Here is a 17,552-nt window from a genome sequence, read left to right on the forward strand (position 1 = left end):
TTTTGCCATATAAGTGAAAACCTCTATTATTGTATTGGTTTTTCATAGGATATTGGATTTTAAAAACGGGGTTGAATTTCTATTCTGACCCCTTTTTTTATGCCCAAACCTTTCGCTCACAGGAAAAGCGAACAGGTCAACCCACCGCCTGGGCAGCGAATTCACCTGTTCACTTATTCACCTATTGAATTATTGGCTTCAACCCCAGGTCGCAGTCCTACAAACTGATCTTAAAGCACACAGCATATTTATACGACTTGTTTTCCTGGATTTTCTTCGGAACACTTATAGTGGTGACCCCATCCCTGTTGCTGGAACTGATCTTTTCCTTTGGCGCATCTAGGCATACGATCCGGCTTTTTTTCGTCAGGGTAATTCCAGGCACAGTCACGGATGCAGGCACGGTTACTTCATCCTGCTGTTGTCCGCTCAGTACATATGCATATACCGTTTTTTTATCCTTCGACTGTACATATAAGAAATTTCCGTCCTCATACGGCGGGTAGGAAACCGTGTTATATACGCCATCGCCATGGACCTTCATCCACTGCCCGATCTCCTTCAGCCTTGCGTATGCGCTGTCAGCATAATCGCCTTCAGGGGAAGGCCCGATATTGAGCAGGAAGTTTCCGCCCCTTGAAATGATCTTCAGCAACATATGAACCAGTTCCCGGGCCGGTTTATACCTGTCGTTCGGAACATAGCTCCAGGATCCGCCCATGGTAATACAGCTTTCCCAGGGATAGTCGAGTGCTTTTTTCGGAATGGTCTGTTCAGGTGTAACATAGTTCTCAAACTCACCTCCAACTGACCGGTCAACGACCAGCAGTCCTGGCTGGTGCTTTCTTCCCATTGCAGCAATGGAGGCCATATCGATATCCTGGTCGTAGGGGATCGTGCGCTGCCATTCCACGCTTGTATCAATGCTGGAGAAGGGCCTTACCCAGCCGCCGTCAAGCCAGAGAATGTCTACCTTGCCGTAACCGGTCATCAGCTCTTCGATCTGGTTGGTAGTGAATTTTTTGAAGGCATTCCACTTTTCAGGATATTTCTTCGGATCATAATTCACGTTACGATCCTTTGGTGGAAAATAGGGCCACCAATAGGTTGGCGTATTCCAGTCCGGTTTGGAAAAATATGCCCCGATAAGGAAGCCCTCATTCCGGAAAGCATTGAACACCTCTTTCGTGATATTGCTTTTCGGGTTGGAAGAAAAGGGCGTGTTGGGAGACGTAACCTTATAATCTGTCTCTTTTGTGTCAAACATGCTGAAGCCATCATGATGTTTTGTGGTAAACACCACGTATTTCATCCCCGCTTCTTTTGCTGCTGCTGCCCATTTTGTGGGATTGAACTTCACGGGATTAAATGTCTTCTGCAGGTTCTCATAAGCTTTCTTATACTCGTTGTAGCTTGCTGCATAGGGGCCGCGACGCTGAGTCCATCCTTCATCCTCAGGACAGATGCTCCAGCTTTCCACTACACCCCACTGGCTGTAGGTGCCCCAGTGCATGAACAGGCCGAATTTAAGGTCCTGCCATTGCTCGAGCTTTACCTTCACCAGCGGGTCTGCCGGCGGCACATATTCCGTTGAAAAATTGTGCTCCTGGGCCTGGGATCCAAGTCCGGTAGCCAGCAAAGCATACATCAGCAAGTGTTTAACCTTGGTCATTTTAGTTTATTTAATCTGAAACGGAGAATTTCTACAGCTTCTTTCTGTCGTGAAACGATCACATACATGTAGCCATCTTTTATCATCGTATGCGGATAACCGTACTGACCACCTTTCCAGAGGCCTTCTTTCTTTAAAGCGTATAATTCATCTGCAATAATAAAATGTTTGTTGAAAGAATGCCCATCAGCTGAAACCGAGATCACGAGCGGAGTACGTGCGTAATGTTGCAAGGTATCCGGAATTCCGACATAATAATAACGGCCATCCGGCAGTTTCCCGAAATGGAATTTGCTGTCGTTGTCGCTGAACGGCGCTTCTTCCGGTTTTGACCAGCTTGCTCCGTCATCGGTACTCCTTGTAATCCAGAGTTTACCTTTCCACCCCTTGCCTGTAACCCGCATCAGCATATTGATAGTTTTATCAGCAGCCTGGAAGAACGAGCCTTCGCACAATGGGGGATAACCGCTTTTTTCGGCAGGCTTGTAAAATGTGGCGGGGTTATCCTCGCTGTAAAGATCTGCAGGATAAAAGCTGTTCATCGTCCACCCTGATAATCCGCTCGGATCATCTGTATAAGGAAAGGTAAAATTGCCGCTGATGATGAGCCTGCCGGAAGCGGTTTGTTGCGGGCCGAAATTCGGGTTTACCGGCAGGTGCATATCCCGCGGAGCACTCCAGATAAGGCCATCGGCAGAAACCCTGGCCCAGAGATGGGTGTTGGTACGATGCGGTGAATATTCGCCGTAATAAGCCACCAGCGAATCTTTGAACTGGTGGAAACCGGCTGCCGTCAGCACATTCAAAGTGTCGCCTTTATATATACCTGGGTCTGAAAGTACCGCAGGCTCAGACCATTTTTTGAAGTCTTTCGACACGGAAAACACCACACGCTGGCCAGGGTTGTCCTCATCCTTCATGCCATTGCTCCACATGGCAATATACCGGCCTTTGAAAAAGGTAATCGCCGGGTGATGGGCATAGAGCCAGCTGGTATCCGGCACGTGGATCATGCTTCTTTCCGGGCGCAGGGAAGGCAATCCCACTGCTGAAACATACGTATTGGAAACCTGTGCTGCCACACGCAAATAACAACAAGAAAGTATTAAAAAAGAACAACCCGCAATTAGGATTTTCAGTGATTTTTGCATCTTCTGTAATTCGGGATCTGAGCAAAAGAATTTTAAAATTATGAAAAGAGCGCTTCTCCTGTTCTCCTCCTTTTTAGCAATATCTACAAGCATTTTCAGCCAGCAGGTGCTACCTTATAAAAATCCGGCACTCCCGATCGACCAGAGGGTTGCCGATCTTCTTGCACGGATGACGCCTGAAGAGAAATTCTGGCAATTGTTCATGATTCCGGGCGACCTCGACAATGCGGCCCCGGATCAATATAAGAACGGGATTTTCGGCTTCCAGGTCAGTGCAGCCTCGAAAGGTGATGCGGGAGGCCAGATGTTGAATTACAATACTTCGGAAAATGCGCTCGTGCTGACCCGGAAAATCAATGCCATCCAGAAATATTTCGTGGAGAAGTCGCGCCTTGGCATCCCGATCATTGCATTTGACGAAGCCCTGCACGGGCTGGTGCGCGAAGGAGCCACTTCCTTTCCCCAGGCAATTGCACTCGCTTCAACCTGGGACACATCTCTCATGCACAAAGTAGCTACTGCCATCGCCATAGAAACGAAAGCGAGGGGAATCAGGGACATTCTTACACCTGTTGTGAACATTGCCGGCGACGTACGCTGGGGTCGTACGGAAGAGACTTATGGGGAAGACCCCATGTTGAGCAGCGAAATGGGAGTTGCCTTTGTAAGCGCATTCGAAAAGATGGGGATCATCACCACGCCGAAGCATTTTGTTGCAAACGTCGGTGACGGTGGCCGCGACAGCTATCCCATTCAAATGAACGAACGACTGCTGGAGGAAATCTACTTTCCGCCATTCCGTGCATGTTTTGAACGTGGTGGCTCCCGGTCTGTTATGACCTCATACAATTCAATCGACGGAACCTCTGCTTCAACAAACAGTTGGTTGTTAATGGAAAAGTTGAAACGGCAGTGGAAGTTCGATGGCTTTGTTATCTCTGATGCCAATGCAGTTGGGGGAGATGTTGTATTGCATTATACTGCCAGGAATTATGCAGATGCGGGAAGGAATGCTGTCAACGGCGGACTTGATGTTATTTTCCAGACAGATTATAATCACCACAAACTGTTTATTCCGCCTTTTCTTAACGGCGAAGTAAATCCTGAGCGACTCAATGATGCCGTGGCCAGGGTATTGAAGGCAAAGTTTCAACTTGGTCTGTTTGAACAACCCTATGTAAGTGAAGAAGCTGTTACAAAGCTGATTAAGAATGCCGAACACAAACCACTCGCACGCGAAGCTGCACGTGAAGCTATGGTGCTGCTGAAAAACAAAAGCAATGTGTTGCCTTTAAAAAAAGGGATCAGGAGCATAGCGGTAATTGGCGAGGACGCCACAGCAGCTCGACTTGGTGGATACAGCGGTAACGGTAATGGTAAAGTCAGCATCCTTGAAGGCATCCGGAAGAGGGCCGGCGGCATAACCGTTTCCTATTCTGAAGGTGCAGGTGTGAATGCCGATGAATGGGTTGTGGTTCCGGATTCGGCACTCAGCAATGAGTCCGGGCAGGGATTGGCAGCAAGCTATTTTGATAACATCAGCCTTGAAGGCGAGCCGAAGATCAGGCGTGTCGATAAGTCAATTAATTTCCTTTGGACACTATCCGGACCGGACCGTTCCATTAAAATGGACAATTATTCTGCGCGGTGGACCGGCAAAATTAAAAGTCAGCTCTCCGGTAAGTTCAGGATCGGTCTGGACGGCAATGACGGCTACCGGCTATATATAAATGGGACGCTTGTTGTTGACAACTGGCAAAAGCAGACTTACCGTACGCTCTTCGCGACCCACAATTTTGAGAAAGGCAAGTCCTATGATATTAAAGTCGAGTTTTTTGAACCGGTAGGGAATGCACGCATCAGGCTGGTATGGGACGCCGGCGTGAAAAAGGACAAAAAAGCGCGCATTGCGGCAGCGGTTGCCGCGGCAAAAAAATCAGATGTGGCAATAATTGCAGCCGGAATTCATGAAGGCGAGTTCCAGGACCGCGCCATGCTTTCTCTGCCAGGTTACCAGGAAGAACTGATCAGGGCGGTGGCTGCGACCGGAAAACCTGTAGTGGTCGTACTAATCGGTGGAAGCGCCATCACTATGAGCAACTGGCTCGACAGCGTCGCATCAGTTGTACATGCCTGGTACCCGGGTGAAGAAGGGGGTCATGCAGTAGCAGAAGTACTGTTCGGCGATTTCAATCCGGCCGGCAGGTTGCCAATTACCTTTCCTGTACACGAAGCCCAGCTGCCCCTGGTTTACAACCATAAACCTACTGGGCGCGGCGACGACTATCATAACCTTTCTGGCTTACCGCTGTTTCCTTTCGGCTACGGGTTAAGTTATACTTCCTTCAGTTATAATGACATTAAACTGTCCTCGAATAATATCAGCAAGGACAGCAATACCGAAGTAAGTTTCACCCTTCGGAATACTGGTAAAGTTGCGGGCGACGAGGTGGTGCAATTGTATATCCACGACATGCTTGCATCAGTGTCACGCCCCGTTATGGAACTTAAGGGCTTTCAGCGTGTTCACCTGGCAGCGGGGGAGCAGAAGAGAATTTCATTTACCATTACGCCGGAGATGCTCACGATGCTGGATAAGGACTTGCAGAAAGTGATCGAGCCCGGCGACTTTAGGATAATGATCGGCGCTTCTTCACGCGACATCAGGGTGAAGGAAACGCTCACCGTGAAATAACGGAAAGTGGCAGGGCGATATTAACCTCTTTGCGCCATTGCGTTACTTTGTGCCTTTGCGTGAAACTTCTCCTTCGACTGGAACCCGTTGAAACTGAACTGCTGCGCAATCCAGCCCAGTGTGAACGAAGGTACAAAGTCGGTGAAGGGAAGAATTTCCTCCGCAAAGCTAAAGAACCCGCCAAGCGCACCCTTCCAACCGCCGAACAGCTTATAGAACAGCAGGCCTGAAACCGGCGCCCACAATATATCCCCGAACTCTCCGAGGAATGGAATGGCATAGGTAAAATAACCTACAGCATCCAGTGCCAGGCAAAGGATCAAAGAAGGACGATAAGTTTTCATTGTTGGCATGTTAATGACCTTTTCGATCAAAAAATATACCGGAGACCAAATTGGATCTGCCAGCGACTTAATAGACTGAAATCATCTACAAAAGTTGTCTGCTGTGCGGTATCGAAGGAATAAATTGGCGTATTATTCACAACCGATACACCTACCGGCTGGCTGTTGATCGGCAACTGCCTCACTCCCCAGTCACTGTTGATGAGGTTCCCGATGTTCAGCACATCCATGGAAAACTGAACGGTGTTGATCCGTTCTCCTACTTTAAAGTTGAAGTCCTGCAGCAGCCGGAAATCCCAATTGCTGTACCAGGGACTGAGGATCGCATATTTTTCGGCATACTGGCCACGACGGCCACTAAGGTAGTCGTCCTGTTCAATGAAAGCACGGTAACCCTCCCGTTGGGATGCCTGGGCCTGGGCGTTGCCACTGAAGGTCATGACGTCGAGATCGGCATCTGTAGGAATATAAATGAGATCATTAAACACGGAGCCGTCATTATTGATGTCGCCGGCATATGTGTAGGTAAACCGGCCACCCTGAGCGTACTGTGCAAACAGGGAGACGGTGGTTGCGAGTTTATCCTTGCTGTAAGTAAATTTCCGGAAGCCGGCAGCCACAAACCGGTGCTTGTTGCCATACAGCGAAGGCGTTGAAATGGCGTCATTCACATTGTTGATAGCAGGGTTGCGGTCAAAAGCGTCACCTGAGATCTCGGCACTGATCGAGCTCGCGTCTTCTGCAGTCAGGTAGTTGTAGCCAAACATTACGTAGTATCCTTTTTCGAAGTACCGTTGTACCTGGGCGCTGATATTGAACTGGTGCCCAACCTTTACATTGTCAAAAACGTATGCGCTTACCGGTATAGGGAATCCAAGACCATCATAGTGGGCCTTGTTGGCGTTGTCATAAACCAGGCGGTCTTCCACGCCATTAAGCGTGCTGGTCGGCAGGTTGAGGCCATAATTACGAACCATCATGGCATTGAGGTCCTTTGTATACACCACATCAAGCGAGGTGGTCCAGCCACTTGCGAAGCGGTAATCGACGCCAATATTTGACCTCCATACCTGTGGCCATTCGAAATCAGGGGCAGTTACATTATAATAGAACCAATAAGGATTTGCCACCTGGTTTCCTACCCAAACGAAGGGGAAGCGACCGGTAAATAACCCCGTTCCGCCACGGACCTGCAGCGTTTTGTTACCAAAGACATCCCAGTTGAAGCCAAGGCGTGGGGAGAAAAGTGGTGTCTGGTCCGGTAATTTGGTGTTATCCAGTTTTACCGGGGTACCATTTTCATCATAATAGGTTACATCATCCTTATTCGGGATAATATTATCCTTGGTATCAAAGTATAGCGGAATGTCCATCCGCACGCCGACTGTAACCCGAAGGTTTTTCAGGATTGACCATTCATCCTGTGCATAAAGCGCGAACTGGCCAAGTTTGGAATTTGCCCAGTTCCAGTTCCCGGCTTCAAAAGCATTGCGTGCAAATGCTACCTCATCATCAAAATCACCACTGTTCACCTGGTTAACAAATTCCTGCACAGAGGCATGACCCGGACCAAAAGTTCCACCATATGCATCAAGGTTGAAACTGTTTTCAAACTTGAATTGCTCGAAGCTGCCGCCAAGGGTAAGGGTGTGTTTGTTAAGGAAGATGTTGAAGTTATCGGTTACCTGGAAGGCATCCTGGTTCAGTTTGTTGTGAATGGAGAATGGTTCATGGCCCGCTACAATGTAACGTACTCCGTCTTTATTGATGTTGATAACGGGGAAGGGCACTGAAAACGGATCGCGGGTATCGCGGAACGTGGTATATACCGCCCGGAATTTGTTGGCATAGGTACTGCTGATATTGCTTTTCAGTTCCAGCGCGAAATTGTTCAGCTTATTGTTGATGGTATACCCACTGTTGTAGAATTGCAGGGTGGTATAATCCGGACCACGACGGCCAATAGCCGAAGGGTGTGCCGGCTTATCCTTGGAGGCGTCCAGGAAATTGTAAGTAAATGCCAATGAATGCTTGCTACTGATATTCCAGTCGAGTTTAACAAGACCCTTTACGTTATCTGTATTATGGGTGTAGCCTTCATAAACGCCGGTTTCGTACTGGAAGCGGTTACGTAGGGCGGTACTGACAGACTCCAGGTCTTCAGCTGTTACCCTGCTCACGTTTGAGCCTGAAAGTCCCGGCCTGGCAGCAACAAAGTTAGAACCCTGGTCTGTCCTGTCTTCCAGTTCTGCATTGACAAAGAAAAAGAGCTTGTTCTTTATGATGGGTCCGCCAAATGCAAATCCTCCCTGGAACTGGTTGAGATCGGGGGCAAGGATCTTATTGCCCTTCACCTTTTTACCGGTGAGGTCTTCATTCCGGTAAAATGCATATGCTGTTCCCCTGAATTGGTTTGTTCCCGATTTGGTAACGGTGTTTACGCTTGCGCCGGTGAAGCCTGCCTGGGTAATATCATAAGGTGCTATGGCCACCTGGATCTGTTCAATGGCATCCAGGGAAATCGGCTGTGCATCTGTTTGTCCACCCGGGGTTGCTGCATCGAGACCGAACGGGTTGTTGAAAACGGCACCGTCGAGTGAAAAGTTATTATACTGGCTGTTCCTGCCCGCGAAAGAAAATCCATCCGAAGCGGGAGTGAGCCTGGTATAGTCCATGGCTGACCTGCTGATGGTTGGCAGGTTTCGCAGCTGTTCGCTCGTAACCTGAGTCGACAGGCCAGTCCGCCTTGCGCTCATGACAGGATTGCGTTGCCCGACCACCACCACGCTGGAGAGGTCGGTCGAGGATTCTGTGAGTGCTTCGTCTACCGCATAAGGCTGGCCGAGGCTAAGTGTCACATTCTCGATGGTTTTGGGCTGGTGGCCGACGTGACTTAAATTGATGGTATATGGTCCTCCAACCCTGAGGTTTGGAACTGTGAACCGGCCATCAGTTTTTGTGGTTGTTGAATGGGCAGTACCGGTCGGAGTGTGGGTAACCGTAACGGTTGCGTTGATCAGCGGTTGACCTTTTGAATCGGTTATCTGTCCGGAGATAGAAGAAGTTGTAGCCTGCGCCATAACAGAAACACAGGCAACCACCAATAGGGTGGTAAACGCAAGGTTTTTCATGCAGCAGAAGTTTTAGGTATGGTGAAGTTAATAATTTATCACCTGCTCTTCAATATTCTCCGGGATCTCACGGAATTCATACTGCTGGTTGCGCAGTTGCGGTTCAAACCCAGCCTCTGAGATAGCCTGCTGAATGCCTTTGTAGGTAAAACGGTGAGGAGCACCCGCTGCGCTGACCACATTCTCTTCGATCATGATGCTGCCAAAATCGTTAGCCCCGGCATGCAGGCATATTTGTGCAACATCCTTGCCTACAGTCAGCCAGCTTGCCTGGATATTTTTGACATTTGGCAGCATGATCCTGCTGAGTGCGATCATGCGGATGTATTCTTCGGCCGTGGTCAGGTTATGAACACCACGGATCCTTGCCAGCAGGGTATCGACATCCTGGAAGGTCCAGGGTATAAAGGCAATAAAGCCTTTAACATTGTCGGGCTTGCGTGCCTGAACATCACGGATCTTCACCAGGTGCTCGAATCTTTCTTCAATTGTTTCCACATGGCCGAACATCATCGTCGCTGAAGTGGTCAGGTTGAGCTTATGTGCTTCATGCATGATATCGAGCCATTCCTGCGACCCGCATTTGCCCTTGCTGATGAGCCGGCGTACCCTGTCTACCAGGATCTCCGCACCCGGACCCGGTAATGAATCCAGCCCTGAATCCTTAAGTGCCTTCAGCACCTCGTGGTGGGATTTTTTATCCAGCTTGCAGATATGTGCCACTTCGGGGGGACCGAGCGCATGTAATTTAAGTTTCGGGAAAAGTTTTTTCAGCTGTTTGAACAGGTCAGTATAATATGCAAGTCCGAGTTCGGGGTGATGTCCTCCCTGCAATAAAAGCTGCTCACCGCCATAACGGAAGGTTTCAGCGATCTTTCGCTGGTAGGTGTCGATATCCGTTATATAGGCTTCCTTGTGACCGGGGATGCGGTAGAAATTGCAGAATTTGCAATTTGCAATGCACACGTTGGTTGTATTCAGGTTTCGGTCAATGATCCACGTTACTTTGCCATGAGGCACCTGGATCTTCCTTAATTCATCTGCAATATGCATCAGTTCAGTCAGTGGCGCATGATGATAGAGGTAAACACCTTCTTCAATAGTAAGGAATTCGAAGTTCAGGGCCTTGCGGTAAAGCTCGGACAATTGCATTTTCAACAGCTTGATTGTTAGACCAACAAAATTAGGTGGACAAAGTTGGAAATATGGTATTATTTTATGACAGATGGTGTTTGTATCAGGATAATTTGATAGTATATTCATACTGTGTTACATACACTTGTTAAACTAACTGTTATTATGTTGCTTGCCTGTGTTCCGCAAATCGTTGCGGCCCAGGAATATTTCTCTCATCCGCCTTCACAGTTGATAACCAGTTTTTCATTCAGGCAATACAGTGGTGGTGTTGTCATGGTAAGAGCACAGCTTGACAATTACAAGGATTCACTGAATTTCATTCTCGACACAGGTAGTGGTGGTATTTCACTTGATTCGATGACAGTGGAGGAACTCAAGATTCCAACTGTTGCAACAGACCGGACAATCCGCGGAATTGCAGGCCTGAAAAAAGTACGCTTCGCCAATAACCATTCATTGAAATTCCCCGGACTCACAGTCGACAGCCTCAACTTTCACATCAACGATTACGACATCCTGGCCAGTGTTTATGGCGAGAAGATAGACGGTATCATCGGCTTCAGCTTCTTTTCCCGTTATATTGTAAAAATTGATTACGATACCACGCTCATGTATGTTTATACGAAAGGAACGATGCGGTATCCGCGAGGGGGATTTCTTATCAAGCCAACATTGGCAACTATCCCGGTTACAACCAACCGGATGAAAGAAGAAGAAGCGATCACGACCCGTTTCTTTTTTGATACCGGAGCAGGTTTATCCCTCCTGCTGACTGAAGATTTTATTGCAGACAGTGCCGTGTTTTCCAAAAGCAAGAAGCTTTATCCGACCCAGGCAGAAGGGCTGGGCGGCAAAACCATGATGAAACTGACCACCGTCAGGGAGTTCAGGATAGGCCCATACCGGTTCAGGAAAGTGCCGACCTACATATTCGAAGACGAATATAATGTCACCTCATATCCGTATCTCGGCGGGTTGATCGGCAACGACCTCCTCCGAAGGTTCAATGTGATCCTCAATTATGACCGCCGCGATATCTACCTTATACCAAACAGGCATTTCAGGGATCCCTTCGACTACGCTTATACCGGGCTGGGGTTTTACTTTATCAATGGCCAGGTAACCGTTACGGATATTATGAAAGGTTCCCCGGCGGAAAAGGCCGGCTTCATTGAAGGTGATATTATTATAGCTGTTGAGAATAATATGTCCCGGAACATCCAGGTTTACCGGAATATGCTGCAACAGCCCGGGGCGAGGTTAAAATTCCTCGTAGTAAGGAAAAAGGACGGTGACCTGGAGGAGTTGTACATGAAGGTTGGGAACATCCTGAAGAAATAGCCAAACTTTTTTATTGCCCGCTTGTCTGTTACTTTGCATTCGCGCAGCAAACCGCGTGCAAAACAATTATGATCCAGTTTTCCAGATTTGTGCTTCCCAATGGTCTCCGGGTACTCGTACATGAGGATAATTCCACTCCCATGGCGGTTGTGAATGTGCTGTATGACGTGGGAGCGAGAGACGAGGATCCATCCAGGACAGGATTTGCCCATCTTTTTGAACACCTGATGTTTGGCGGCAGTATAAATATTGCCGAGTATGATGACGAGCTCCAGAAGGCAGGTGGTGAGAATAATGCGTATACTACCAATGACCTGACAAACTATTATTGCCAGTTACCTTCGGCCAATATTGAAACCGCGTTCTGGCTGGAAAGCGACCGGATGCTGAGCCTGGCGTTCAGCAAGAAAAGCCTGGAAGTGCAGCGAAAGGTGGTTTCCGAAGAATTTAAAGAGCATTATATCAACAAGCCTTATGGCGACGTTTGGTTCCGGATGCGGGAAATGGCCTATGAAGAGCATCCCTATAAATGGATGACCATAGGAAAGGAACTAAAACATATTGAACAGGCTACGCTGGAAGATGTGAAACAATTTTTCTTCCGTCATTATACTCCTTCCAATGCCATCCTGGTTGTTGCAGGAAACGTGGTTACCGCAGAAGTACTCGCGTTGGCAGAAAAATGGTTTGGCGATATTGAACCGGGCGAGAAATATATTCGCCAGGTTCCACAGGAGCAGGAACAATCTGCCCCCAGGCGGATGGACATAACAGCCGATGTGCCAGTAGACGCGTTTCTGAAAACCTGGCACATGCCCTCGCGGCTTGACGAGCGTTATTATGCTGTTGACCTCATTACCGATATCCTTGGAAGCGGTGCTTCCTCACGGCTTTACCAGTCACTGGTCAAGGAGCAACATCTATTCACGAATATTGATTGTTACCATTTCGGTTCAACAGATCCCGGCCTCCTGTGTATAGATGGTAAACTCGTAAAGGGAGTTACACCGGAACAGGCTGAGGCAGCAGTGGAAGAGCTGCTGGAGAAGCTGAAACGTGATGGAGTTACTACGACTGAACTTGAAAAGGTAAAGAACAAGACAGAAAGCACTATGGCCTTCGAAGACATGAGCGTGATGAACCGTGCTGCAAGCATCGCATATTACGAGTTGCTGGGTGATGCGGACCTGATGAATACGGAGCTTGACAAATACAATGCAGTTACCGCCGGAGAAGTACTTGAAGAATGCAGGCGGATCTTTGACGAAAACAACAGTCACACTTTGTATTACCGTGCGAAGTGATCTGCGGGCATCAACAATTCTAAACTATTAACAAGCAACGAGTGATAAACAGAAAAAAAGCACCGGCATATAAAGATGCGGTTGAATTTGACCTGAAACTGAAGCCATATGAAAAGTATGTGCTGAGGAATGGAGTGGAAGTTTATGCCATAAACGCCGGTGCGGAAGAACTCATCCAGGTGGAATGGGTCTTCAGGGCAGGAAACTGGTATGAGAAACAAAACCTGGTAGCGCCGGCAACCAACTTTTTATTAAAAAACGGGACATCCAACCGTACGGCATTTGAGGTAAATGAACATTTTGACTATTACGGTGCCGCGCTTAGCCGTGCCTGTTATAATGAGACAAGTACGATTAACCTGCACAGCCTGACCAAACATTTATCCAAACTCTTACCTGTCGTAAGGGAACTGATCACCGATGCCGTTATTCCCGAATCTGAACTGCACCTGTATAAACAAAACAACAGGCAACGCCTTGAGGTCAACCTTAAGAAGAACGACTTTGTTGCCAACCGGCTGATCGATGAGTATCTTTTTGGATTCGATCATCCATATGGAAGATATAGTCGCGCTGAAGATATTGATGCACTGGACCGGAATACATTGATCTCATTCTATGACGAATATTACCGCAATGGAAGATGCGTCATGTTCGTTGCCGGAAAACTTCCATCGAATCTGAATGAAATGCTGGAGGAGCATTTTGGTGACCTGCCCCTGCATGGCAATGAAACCATGCCGGTGATTCACCACGTGATGCCTGCAACGGAGAAAAAATACCGGGTTACGAATGATCCGAATGGAGTGCAGGGCGCAATCCGGATTGGTCGCCATTTTCCGAACCGGCATCACCCGGACTTTTTCGGCGTGCAGGTCCTGAACACGGTTTTCGGTGGATTTTTCGGTGCCCGCCTGATGAATAATATCCGCGAGGACAAGGGGTATACTTATGGCATTTACAGTTACCTTCAGAACCATATTCAGCAAAGCGCATGGATGGTTTCTACTGAAGCCGGCCGCGATGTTTCGGAAGCGACCATCTCAGAAGTTTATAGCGAAATGGATATACTGCGAAATGAACTTATCGATGAAGAAGAATTAATGCTGGTGCGCAATTACCTGATGGGATCGATCCTTGGTGACCTGGATGGACCGTTTCATATAATCGGGAGATGGAAGAATATCATCCTGAATGACCTTGATGAGAACTTCTTCTATAACAGTATCAATACTATCAAGACAATTAGTGCAGCGGAGATGCAGGCACTTGCAAACAAGTACCTGAACCCCGCTGACTTCTATGAGCTGGTTGTAGTTTAACCGGACTATTGAAGGAAGCCTTCTTTGCGCATTTTTGCAGCGACTACTTCAGCCACTTCATTGAACATTTTGTCGGTCTTGCTCGGATTGGTGGTGCTGGTAATTCCGGACCACAGGAGTTTGTCCTGAGCGATGGAATATACATTCGTTTCAACGTGGTAGATCTTGTCAGTTGTGTAGTATCCAGGTGAATAAAAAGAGTTCCAGCTATTGTAATAGTATGGTCCAAATCCACCGTAATAAGTCGGGAAGGAAGAACTGCCCGGTACATAGTTGGTTTCTTTTTCGACCTGCACCAGTCGCATAATGATCGCGCCGTCGAAGCCGTCTGCCTTGAGTTTGTCCTTCAGTGCCTGGGCTTTGTCTTCGGTAATCTCTTTATCCGTAAAGTACTGGTAAGAAGCGACACCGGCGCCCTTGAGCCGGGCAACAAGCTGATCTTCCACCATTCTTCTTGTTGCTTCATCTTTGAGCAGCCCGACGGTGAGTACTTTTTTCCAGTCACCTGGTTTTAATGTGGCTGCGGGATCACGCCAGCTTTTTTCGATTTTTGTTGAAGGACCGCATGCAGCAAACACAAGCAAAAGCAGGATAGGAAAGAAATTTTTTTTCATACTTTGAAATTTGATTGTGACGAGAAGATGCGGGAACGGATGGTATTGCGAATTAATAACTACATCCAAGTTATGACATCTGCTAAATTTGACGATGTCCTGGAGGTAAATAGGGGTTAAATGAAAAGACTACTGCTTTCAATTCTGGTATTGGTCGTTGCGGCCGCGATTACATACTTCCTGCTGCGATTGAGGGAAACGGCTATGGCAACAAGGCCTTCAGGACCGGCGCCGGCGGGTATGGTTTGGATTCCGGGCGGTGAATTCCATATGGGGTCAGACGACCCGATGTCCTGGCAGGAAGAAAGGCCTGCACACCAGGTACGTGTTCATGGATTCTGGATGGACGTGCATGAAGTGACCAACAACGAATTTGATGAATTTGTAAGGGCGACCGGATATGTGACTGACGCGGAAAAGGCGCCGAAACTGGAAGATATCATGGCCCAGGTGCCACCCGGTACACCTCCGCCGGATCCGAAAGACCTGGTACCAGGTTCACTCGTGTTTATACCCCCAATGCGCAATGTATCACTTAACGACATGCGAAACTGGTGGAGTTGGGTACATGGTGCGACATGGCGTCATCCCGAAGGACCGGCATCCGATCTTAAAGGAAGAGAAAACCATCCTGTTGTGCAGGTAAGCTGGAATGATGTGCAGGCTTACTGTAAATGGGCTGGAAAGCGACTCCCGACAGAAGCTGAGTGGGAGTTTGCAGCGAGAGGCGGGCTGAAGGGAAAGAACTTTGTGTGGGGTGACGATCCTCCCACGGACGAAAAAGTTTATGCGAACACCTGGCAGGGAAACTTCCCCAATGAGAACACTGGTAAAGACGGTTATACCGGAACTGCCCCGGTAAAGTCATTTGCACCAAATGGATATGGGTTGTATGATATGGCAGGAAATGTTTGGGAGTGGTGCAATGACTGGTACGATAAACTGTTGTATAACACTTATGAAGAAGGCGCTACACAGGATAATCCAAAGGGACCTGCACATAGCAGGGATCCTGACCAGCCTTATACACCACTTCGTGTGCAGAAAGGCGGTTCGTTCCTTTGTCATGATACGTATTGCTGGCGATATCGTCCAAGTGCCCGTCAGTCGAGCAGTCCGGAAAGCAGTATGAGCCATGTAGGCTTTCGCTGTGTAAAAGATGCACCAGCTGTAACACAAATTGCGACGCAATGAAGAGATCAGTATTAATATACTGGACGTTAGTTGCCGGAGCAGGAGTTCTTGCAGGAGTGATTATCAAACAACTTGATAAGCAAAGCGCCATAAGAGATAATGTACATGACAGGAATGCATTGCGTTTGAACAGAACGGACACTGGAGCAATTGAATGCAGTAAAGACATGAATAAAGCTGCGCTTCTCACTCATTTTCCCGACAGTAATACACGCGGATTCTCCCTCCCCAGAAGGCCTCATAATTAACCGTAAAATAGGATTGAATTGTAATTGTTGGACTAAATTTAAAACCTGATTTCCAGGCTCTGATTAACTGCTCTGATTAGAATAATCCTACTCTGCCTTTCTTACTCATCTTCAAAAATTTGATCGTATGAATGCAGCAGTTTTAAAAAGGATAATACAATTATCCTGTCTATTTGCGGTAATCCTTGCCTCATGTTCTCCTTCTTATCCAGACTATGTATCTGATTATGATGTGGTGTACACCAACCAGGACAAGGCTTACAACTTCTCTGGTATCAATACTTATTTCATGCCCGACTCTGTAGTGCACATTACAGAGGGGGGTACTGCTGATCATCGTTATGACAGGCAGATTCTTTCCAGCCTCAAGTCAAATCTTGATGCGCTTGGCTGGACACAATTGTCAGAAACCGGCCAGGCAAAGGCCGACGTGGTTGTTATGGCTGCAGCATCAGATCAGACCTGGGCAAGCTGCGCATATTATTGCTGGTATTGTTACTGGGGTTGGTACCCGGGATGGGGTTACTATCCGCCTGCATGGGGACCAGGCTACGGCTGGGGATATCCCACTGATATTGTTTGCACCTCATATAGCACAGGTTCTGTGATTGTCAGTATTGCTGATCCGAACCTGGTAAGCGATGCGGATACCACATTGCCTGTAAAATGGATGGGCATCCTCAATGGCCTTCTCCAGGGAACCGATGCTGAGATCAATCAGCGGATAGACAAGAATATCGACCAGATGTTCATTCAATCACCATACCTCAAGCAATAATTTTATGAAAAGGATTATATATATACTGATACTGGCAGCCGGTGTTTTTGCCGCCAAAGAAACCAGCGCACAAACGGTTGGAGAATTCGGCTACCAGATCTCGTTTCCGACCGGTGACTTCAGTGACTTTATCAAGAAAACAAGCTTTGTTGGTTTTACCGGGGGAGCAAGAGCAACTCTTTCGAATAAGCGTTTGTCCATAGGCGGTAATGGTGCCTGGTTCTATTTCCCCGATAAAAGGGGTGTTGAAACCATCGATCTCAAAGAGGGGGGAACTGTTAACGGGTATTTCACCAACTATACGAATATTTACGGGCTCTATGCAGTTGGCCAGTATGACTTGAAAGACAACAAAGAAATGGCAGTGCCTTTTCTTCGGCTGGGAATTGGCGGTGCATACCAGAACCAGCGCCAGGATGTAGGTTTATATTCATTCCAGGCAGATGGTGTACAATTCCTTTTAAACGGGGAAGCAGGAGTCAGACTCAGCAAAGACGGGATGCGCGGCATAACTCTTGCTGCAACATATTATTGGCTTCCGGAAGCCAGCGATATGGTTTCCACAAGTTTTTTCGGGATCAAATTAGGAATCGTCAACTCGAAATACTGACAAGATGAAAT

Annotated in this window: 14 protein-coding genes; 8 read left to right on the plus strand and 6 right to left on the minus strand. The window is 47.8% G+C overall.

What is annotated here, in order from left to right; genetic code table 11:
* Positions 1–217: 217 nt before the first annotated feature.
* Positions 218–1,672: an alpha-L-fucosidase gene (locus OI18_RS01470; RefSeq protein ID WP_039136379.1), complete on the minus strand. Its 1,455-nt coding sequence runs from the start codon at positions 1,670–1,672 to the stop codon at positions 218–220.
* On the minus strand, positions 1,669–2,754 hold the full coding sequence (locus OI18_RS01475; protein ID WP_240312704.1) for an exo-alpha-sialidase: 1,086 nt from the start codon (positions 2,752–2,754) through the stop codon (positions 1,669–1,671). Before OI18_RS01475 ends, OI18_RS01470 begins: the two co-directional genes overlap by 4 nt.
* A gap of 109 nt (positions 2,755–2,863) precedes the next feature.
* On the opposite strand from OI18_RS01475, the gene OI18_RS01480 reads away from it, so the two are divergent.
* On the plus strand, positions 2,864–5,518 hold the full coding sequence (locus tag OI18_RS01480; RefSeq protein WP_039136384.1) for a glycoside hydrolase family 3 C-terminal domain-containing protein: 2,655 nt from the start codon (positions 2,864–2,866) through the stop codon (positions 5,516–5,518).
* A gap of 20 nt (positions 5,519–5,538) precedes the next feature.
* On the opposite strand, the gene OI18_RS01485 is transcribed toward OI18_RS01480, so the two are convergent.
* From OI18_RS01485 to mqnC, 3 genes are read right to left on the minus strand one after another with little or no spacing between them, the layout of a single operon-like run.
* A complete protein-coding gene (locus OI18_RS01485; RefSeq protein WP_205409963.1) occupies positions 5,539–5,862 on the minus strand; it encodes a hypothetical protein in 324 nt (107 codons plus the stop codon).
* A gap of 26 nt (positions 5,863–5,888) precedes the next feature.
* Positions 5,889–8,993, minus strand: a complete 3,105-nt coding sequence (locus tag OI18_RS01490) for a TonB-dependent receptor (protein ID WP_039136386.1) — start codon at positions 8,991–8,993, stop codon at positions 5,889–5,891.
* A 27-nt stretch (positions 8,994–9,020) separates the two neighbouring features.
* Positions 9,021–10,145: a cyclic dehypoxanthinyl futalosine synthase gene (gene mqnC / locus OI18_RS01495; protein WP_039136388.1), complete on the minus strand. Its 1,125-nt coding sequence runs from the start codon at positions 10,143–10,145 to the stop codon at positions 9,021–9,023.
* A gap of 147 nt (positions 10,146–10,292) precedes the next feature.
* Here mqnC and OI18_RS01500 point away from each other — a divergent pair, with 147 nt between their 5' ends.
* The 3 genes from OI18_RS01500 to OI18_RS01510 all read left to right on the plus strand — a co-directional run bounded on the left by OI18_RS01500 (position 10,293) and on the right by OI18_RS01510 (position 14,097).
* Complete coding sequence (locus OI18_RS01500; protein ID WP_039136390.1) at positions 10,293–11,471, plus strand: aspartyl protease family protein; 1,179 nt, start codon at positions 10,293–10,295, stop codon at positions 11,469–11,471.
* 68 nt (positions 11,472–11,539) lie between these two features.
* Entirely contained in the window at positions 11,540–12,775 is a 1,236-nt protein-coding gene (locus tag OI18_RS01505; protein ID WP_039136395.1) for a M16 family metallopeptidase, read from the plus strand.
* A gap of 41 nt (positions 12,776–12,816) precedes the next feature.
* Positions 12,817–14,097 (plus strand): M16 family metallopeptidase, encoded by a 1,281-nt coding sequence (locus tag OI18_RS01510; protein ID WP_039136396.1) that lies wholly within the window; start codon positions 12,817–12,819, stop codon positions 14,095–14,097.
* Between the two features lie 5 nt (positions 14,098–14,102).
* Here the strand turns inward: OI18_RS01510 and OI18_RS01515 are convergent, their stop codons facing one another.
* The gene (locus OI18_RS01515; RefSeq protein WP_039136397.1) at positions 14,103–14,711 is read right to left on the minus strand and encodes an SPOR domain-containing protein; all 609 of its coding nucleotides are present in this window, start codon (positions 14,709–14,711) and stop codon (positions 14,103–14,105) included.
* A gap of 120 nt (positions 14,712–14,831) precedes the next feature.
* On the opposite strand from OI18_RS01515, the gene OI18_RS01520 reads away from it, so the two are divergent.
* From OI18_RS01520 to OI18_RS01535, 4 genes are all read left to right on the plus strand, one after another.
* Positions 14,832–15,905, plus strand: coding sequence for a formylglycine-generating enzyme family protein (locus tag OI18_RS01520; protein ID WP_052272764.1), 1,074 nt, complete (start codon positions 14,832–14,834; stop codon positions 15,903–15,905).
* Complete coding sequence (locus tag OI18_RS01525; RefSeq protein WP_039136398.1) at positions 15,902–16,153, plus strand: hypothetical protein; 252 nt, start codon at positions 15,902–15,904, stop codon at positions 16,151–16,153. Before OI18_RS01520 ends, OI18_RS01525 begins: the two co-directional genes overlap by 4 nt.
* A gap of 127 nt (positions 16,154–16,280) precedes the next feature.
* A complete protein-coding gene (locus OI18_RS01530; RefSeq protein WP_052272765.1) occupies positions 16,281–16,931 on the plus strand; it encodes a DUF4136 domain-containing protein in 651 nt (216 codons plus the stop codon).
* A gap of 4 nt (positions 16,932–16,935) precedes the next feature.
* The gene (locus tag OI18_RS01535) at positions 16,936–17,541 is read left to right on the plus strand and encodes a hypothetical protein (RefSeq protein ID WP_039136399.1); all 606 of its coding nucleotides are present in this window, start codon (positions 16,936–16,938) and stop codon (positions 17,539–17,541) included.
* Positions 17,542–17,552: the final 11 nt, after the last annotated feature.

The organism is Flavihumibacter solisilvae, assembly GCF_000814475.1.
In the GTDB taxonomy this organism is placed as follows: domain Bacteria; phylum Bacteroidota; class Bacteroidia; order Chitinophagales; family Chitinophagaceae; genus Flavihumibacter; species Flavihumibacter solisilvae.

Coding starts and splice junctions, on each gene's coding strand:
- OI18_RS01515 (WP_039136397.1), bottom strand. CDS start 14,711: ATGAAAAAAAATTTCTTTCCTATCCTGCTTTTGCTTGTGTTTGCTGCA.
- OI18_RS01490 (WP_039136386.1), bottom strand. CDS start 8,993: ATGAAAAACCTTGCGTTTACCACCCTATTGGTGGTTGCCTGTGTTTCT.
- OI18_RS01535 (WP_039136399.1), top strand. CDS start 16,936: ATGAAAAGGATTATATATATACTGATACTGGCAGCCGGTGTTTTTGCC.
- OI18_RS01505 (WP_039136395.1), top strand. CDS start 11,540: ATGATCCAGTTTTCCAGATTTGTGCTTCCCAATGGTCTCCGGGTACTC.
- OI18_RS01530 (WP_052272765.1), top strand. CDS start 16,281: ATGAATGCAGCAGTTTTAAAAAGGATAATACAATTATCCTGTCTATTT.
- mqnC (WP_039136388.1), bottom strand. CDS start 10,145: ATGCAATTGTCCGAGCTTTACCGCAAGGCCCTGAACTTCGAATTCCTT.
- OI18_RS01520 (WP_052272764.1), top strand. CDS start 14,832: ATGAAAAGACTACTGCTTTCAATTCTGGTATTGGTCGTTGCGGCCGCG.
- OI18_RS01470 (WP_039136379.1), bottom strand. CDS start 1,672: ATGACCAAGGTTAAACACTTGCTGATGTATGCTTTGCTGGCTACCGGA.
- OI18_RS01485 (WP_205409963.1), bottom strand. CDS start 5,862: ATGAAAACTTATCGTCCTTCTTTGATCCTTTGCCTGGCACTGGATGCT.
- OI18_RS01500 (WP_039136390.1), top strand. CDS start 10,293: ATGTTGCTTGCCTGTGTTCCGCAAATCGTTGCGGCCCAGGAATATTTC.
- OI18_RS01480 (WP_039136384.1), top strand. CDS start 2,864: ATGAAAAGAGCGCTTCTCCTGTTCTCCTCCTTTTTAGCAATATCTACA.
- OI18_RS01525 (WP_039136398.1), top strand. CDS start 15,902: ATGAAGAGATCAGTATTAATATACTGGACGTTAGTTGCCGGAGCAGGA.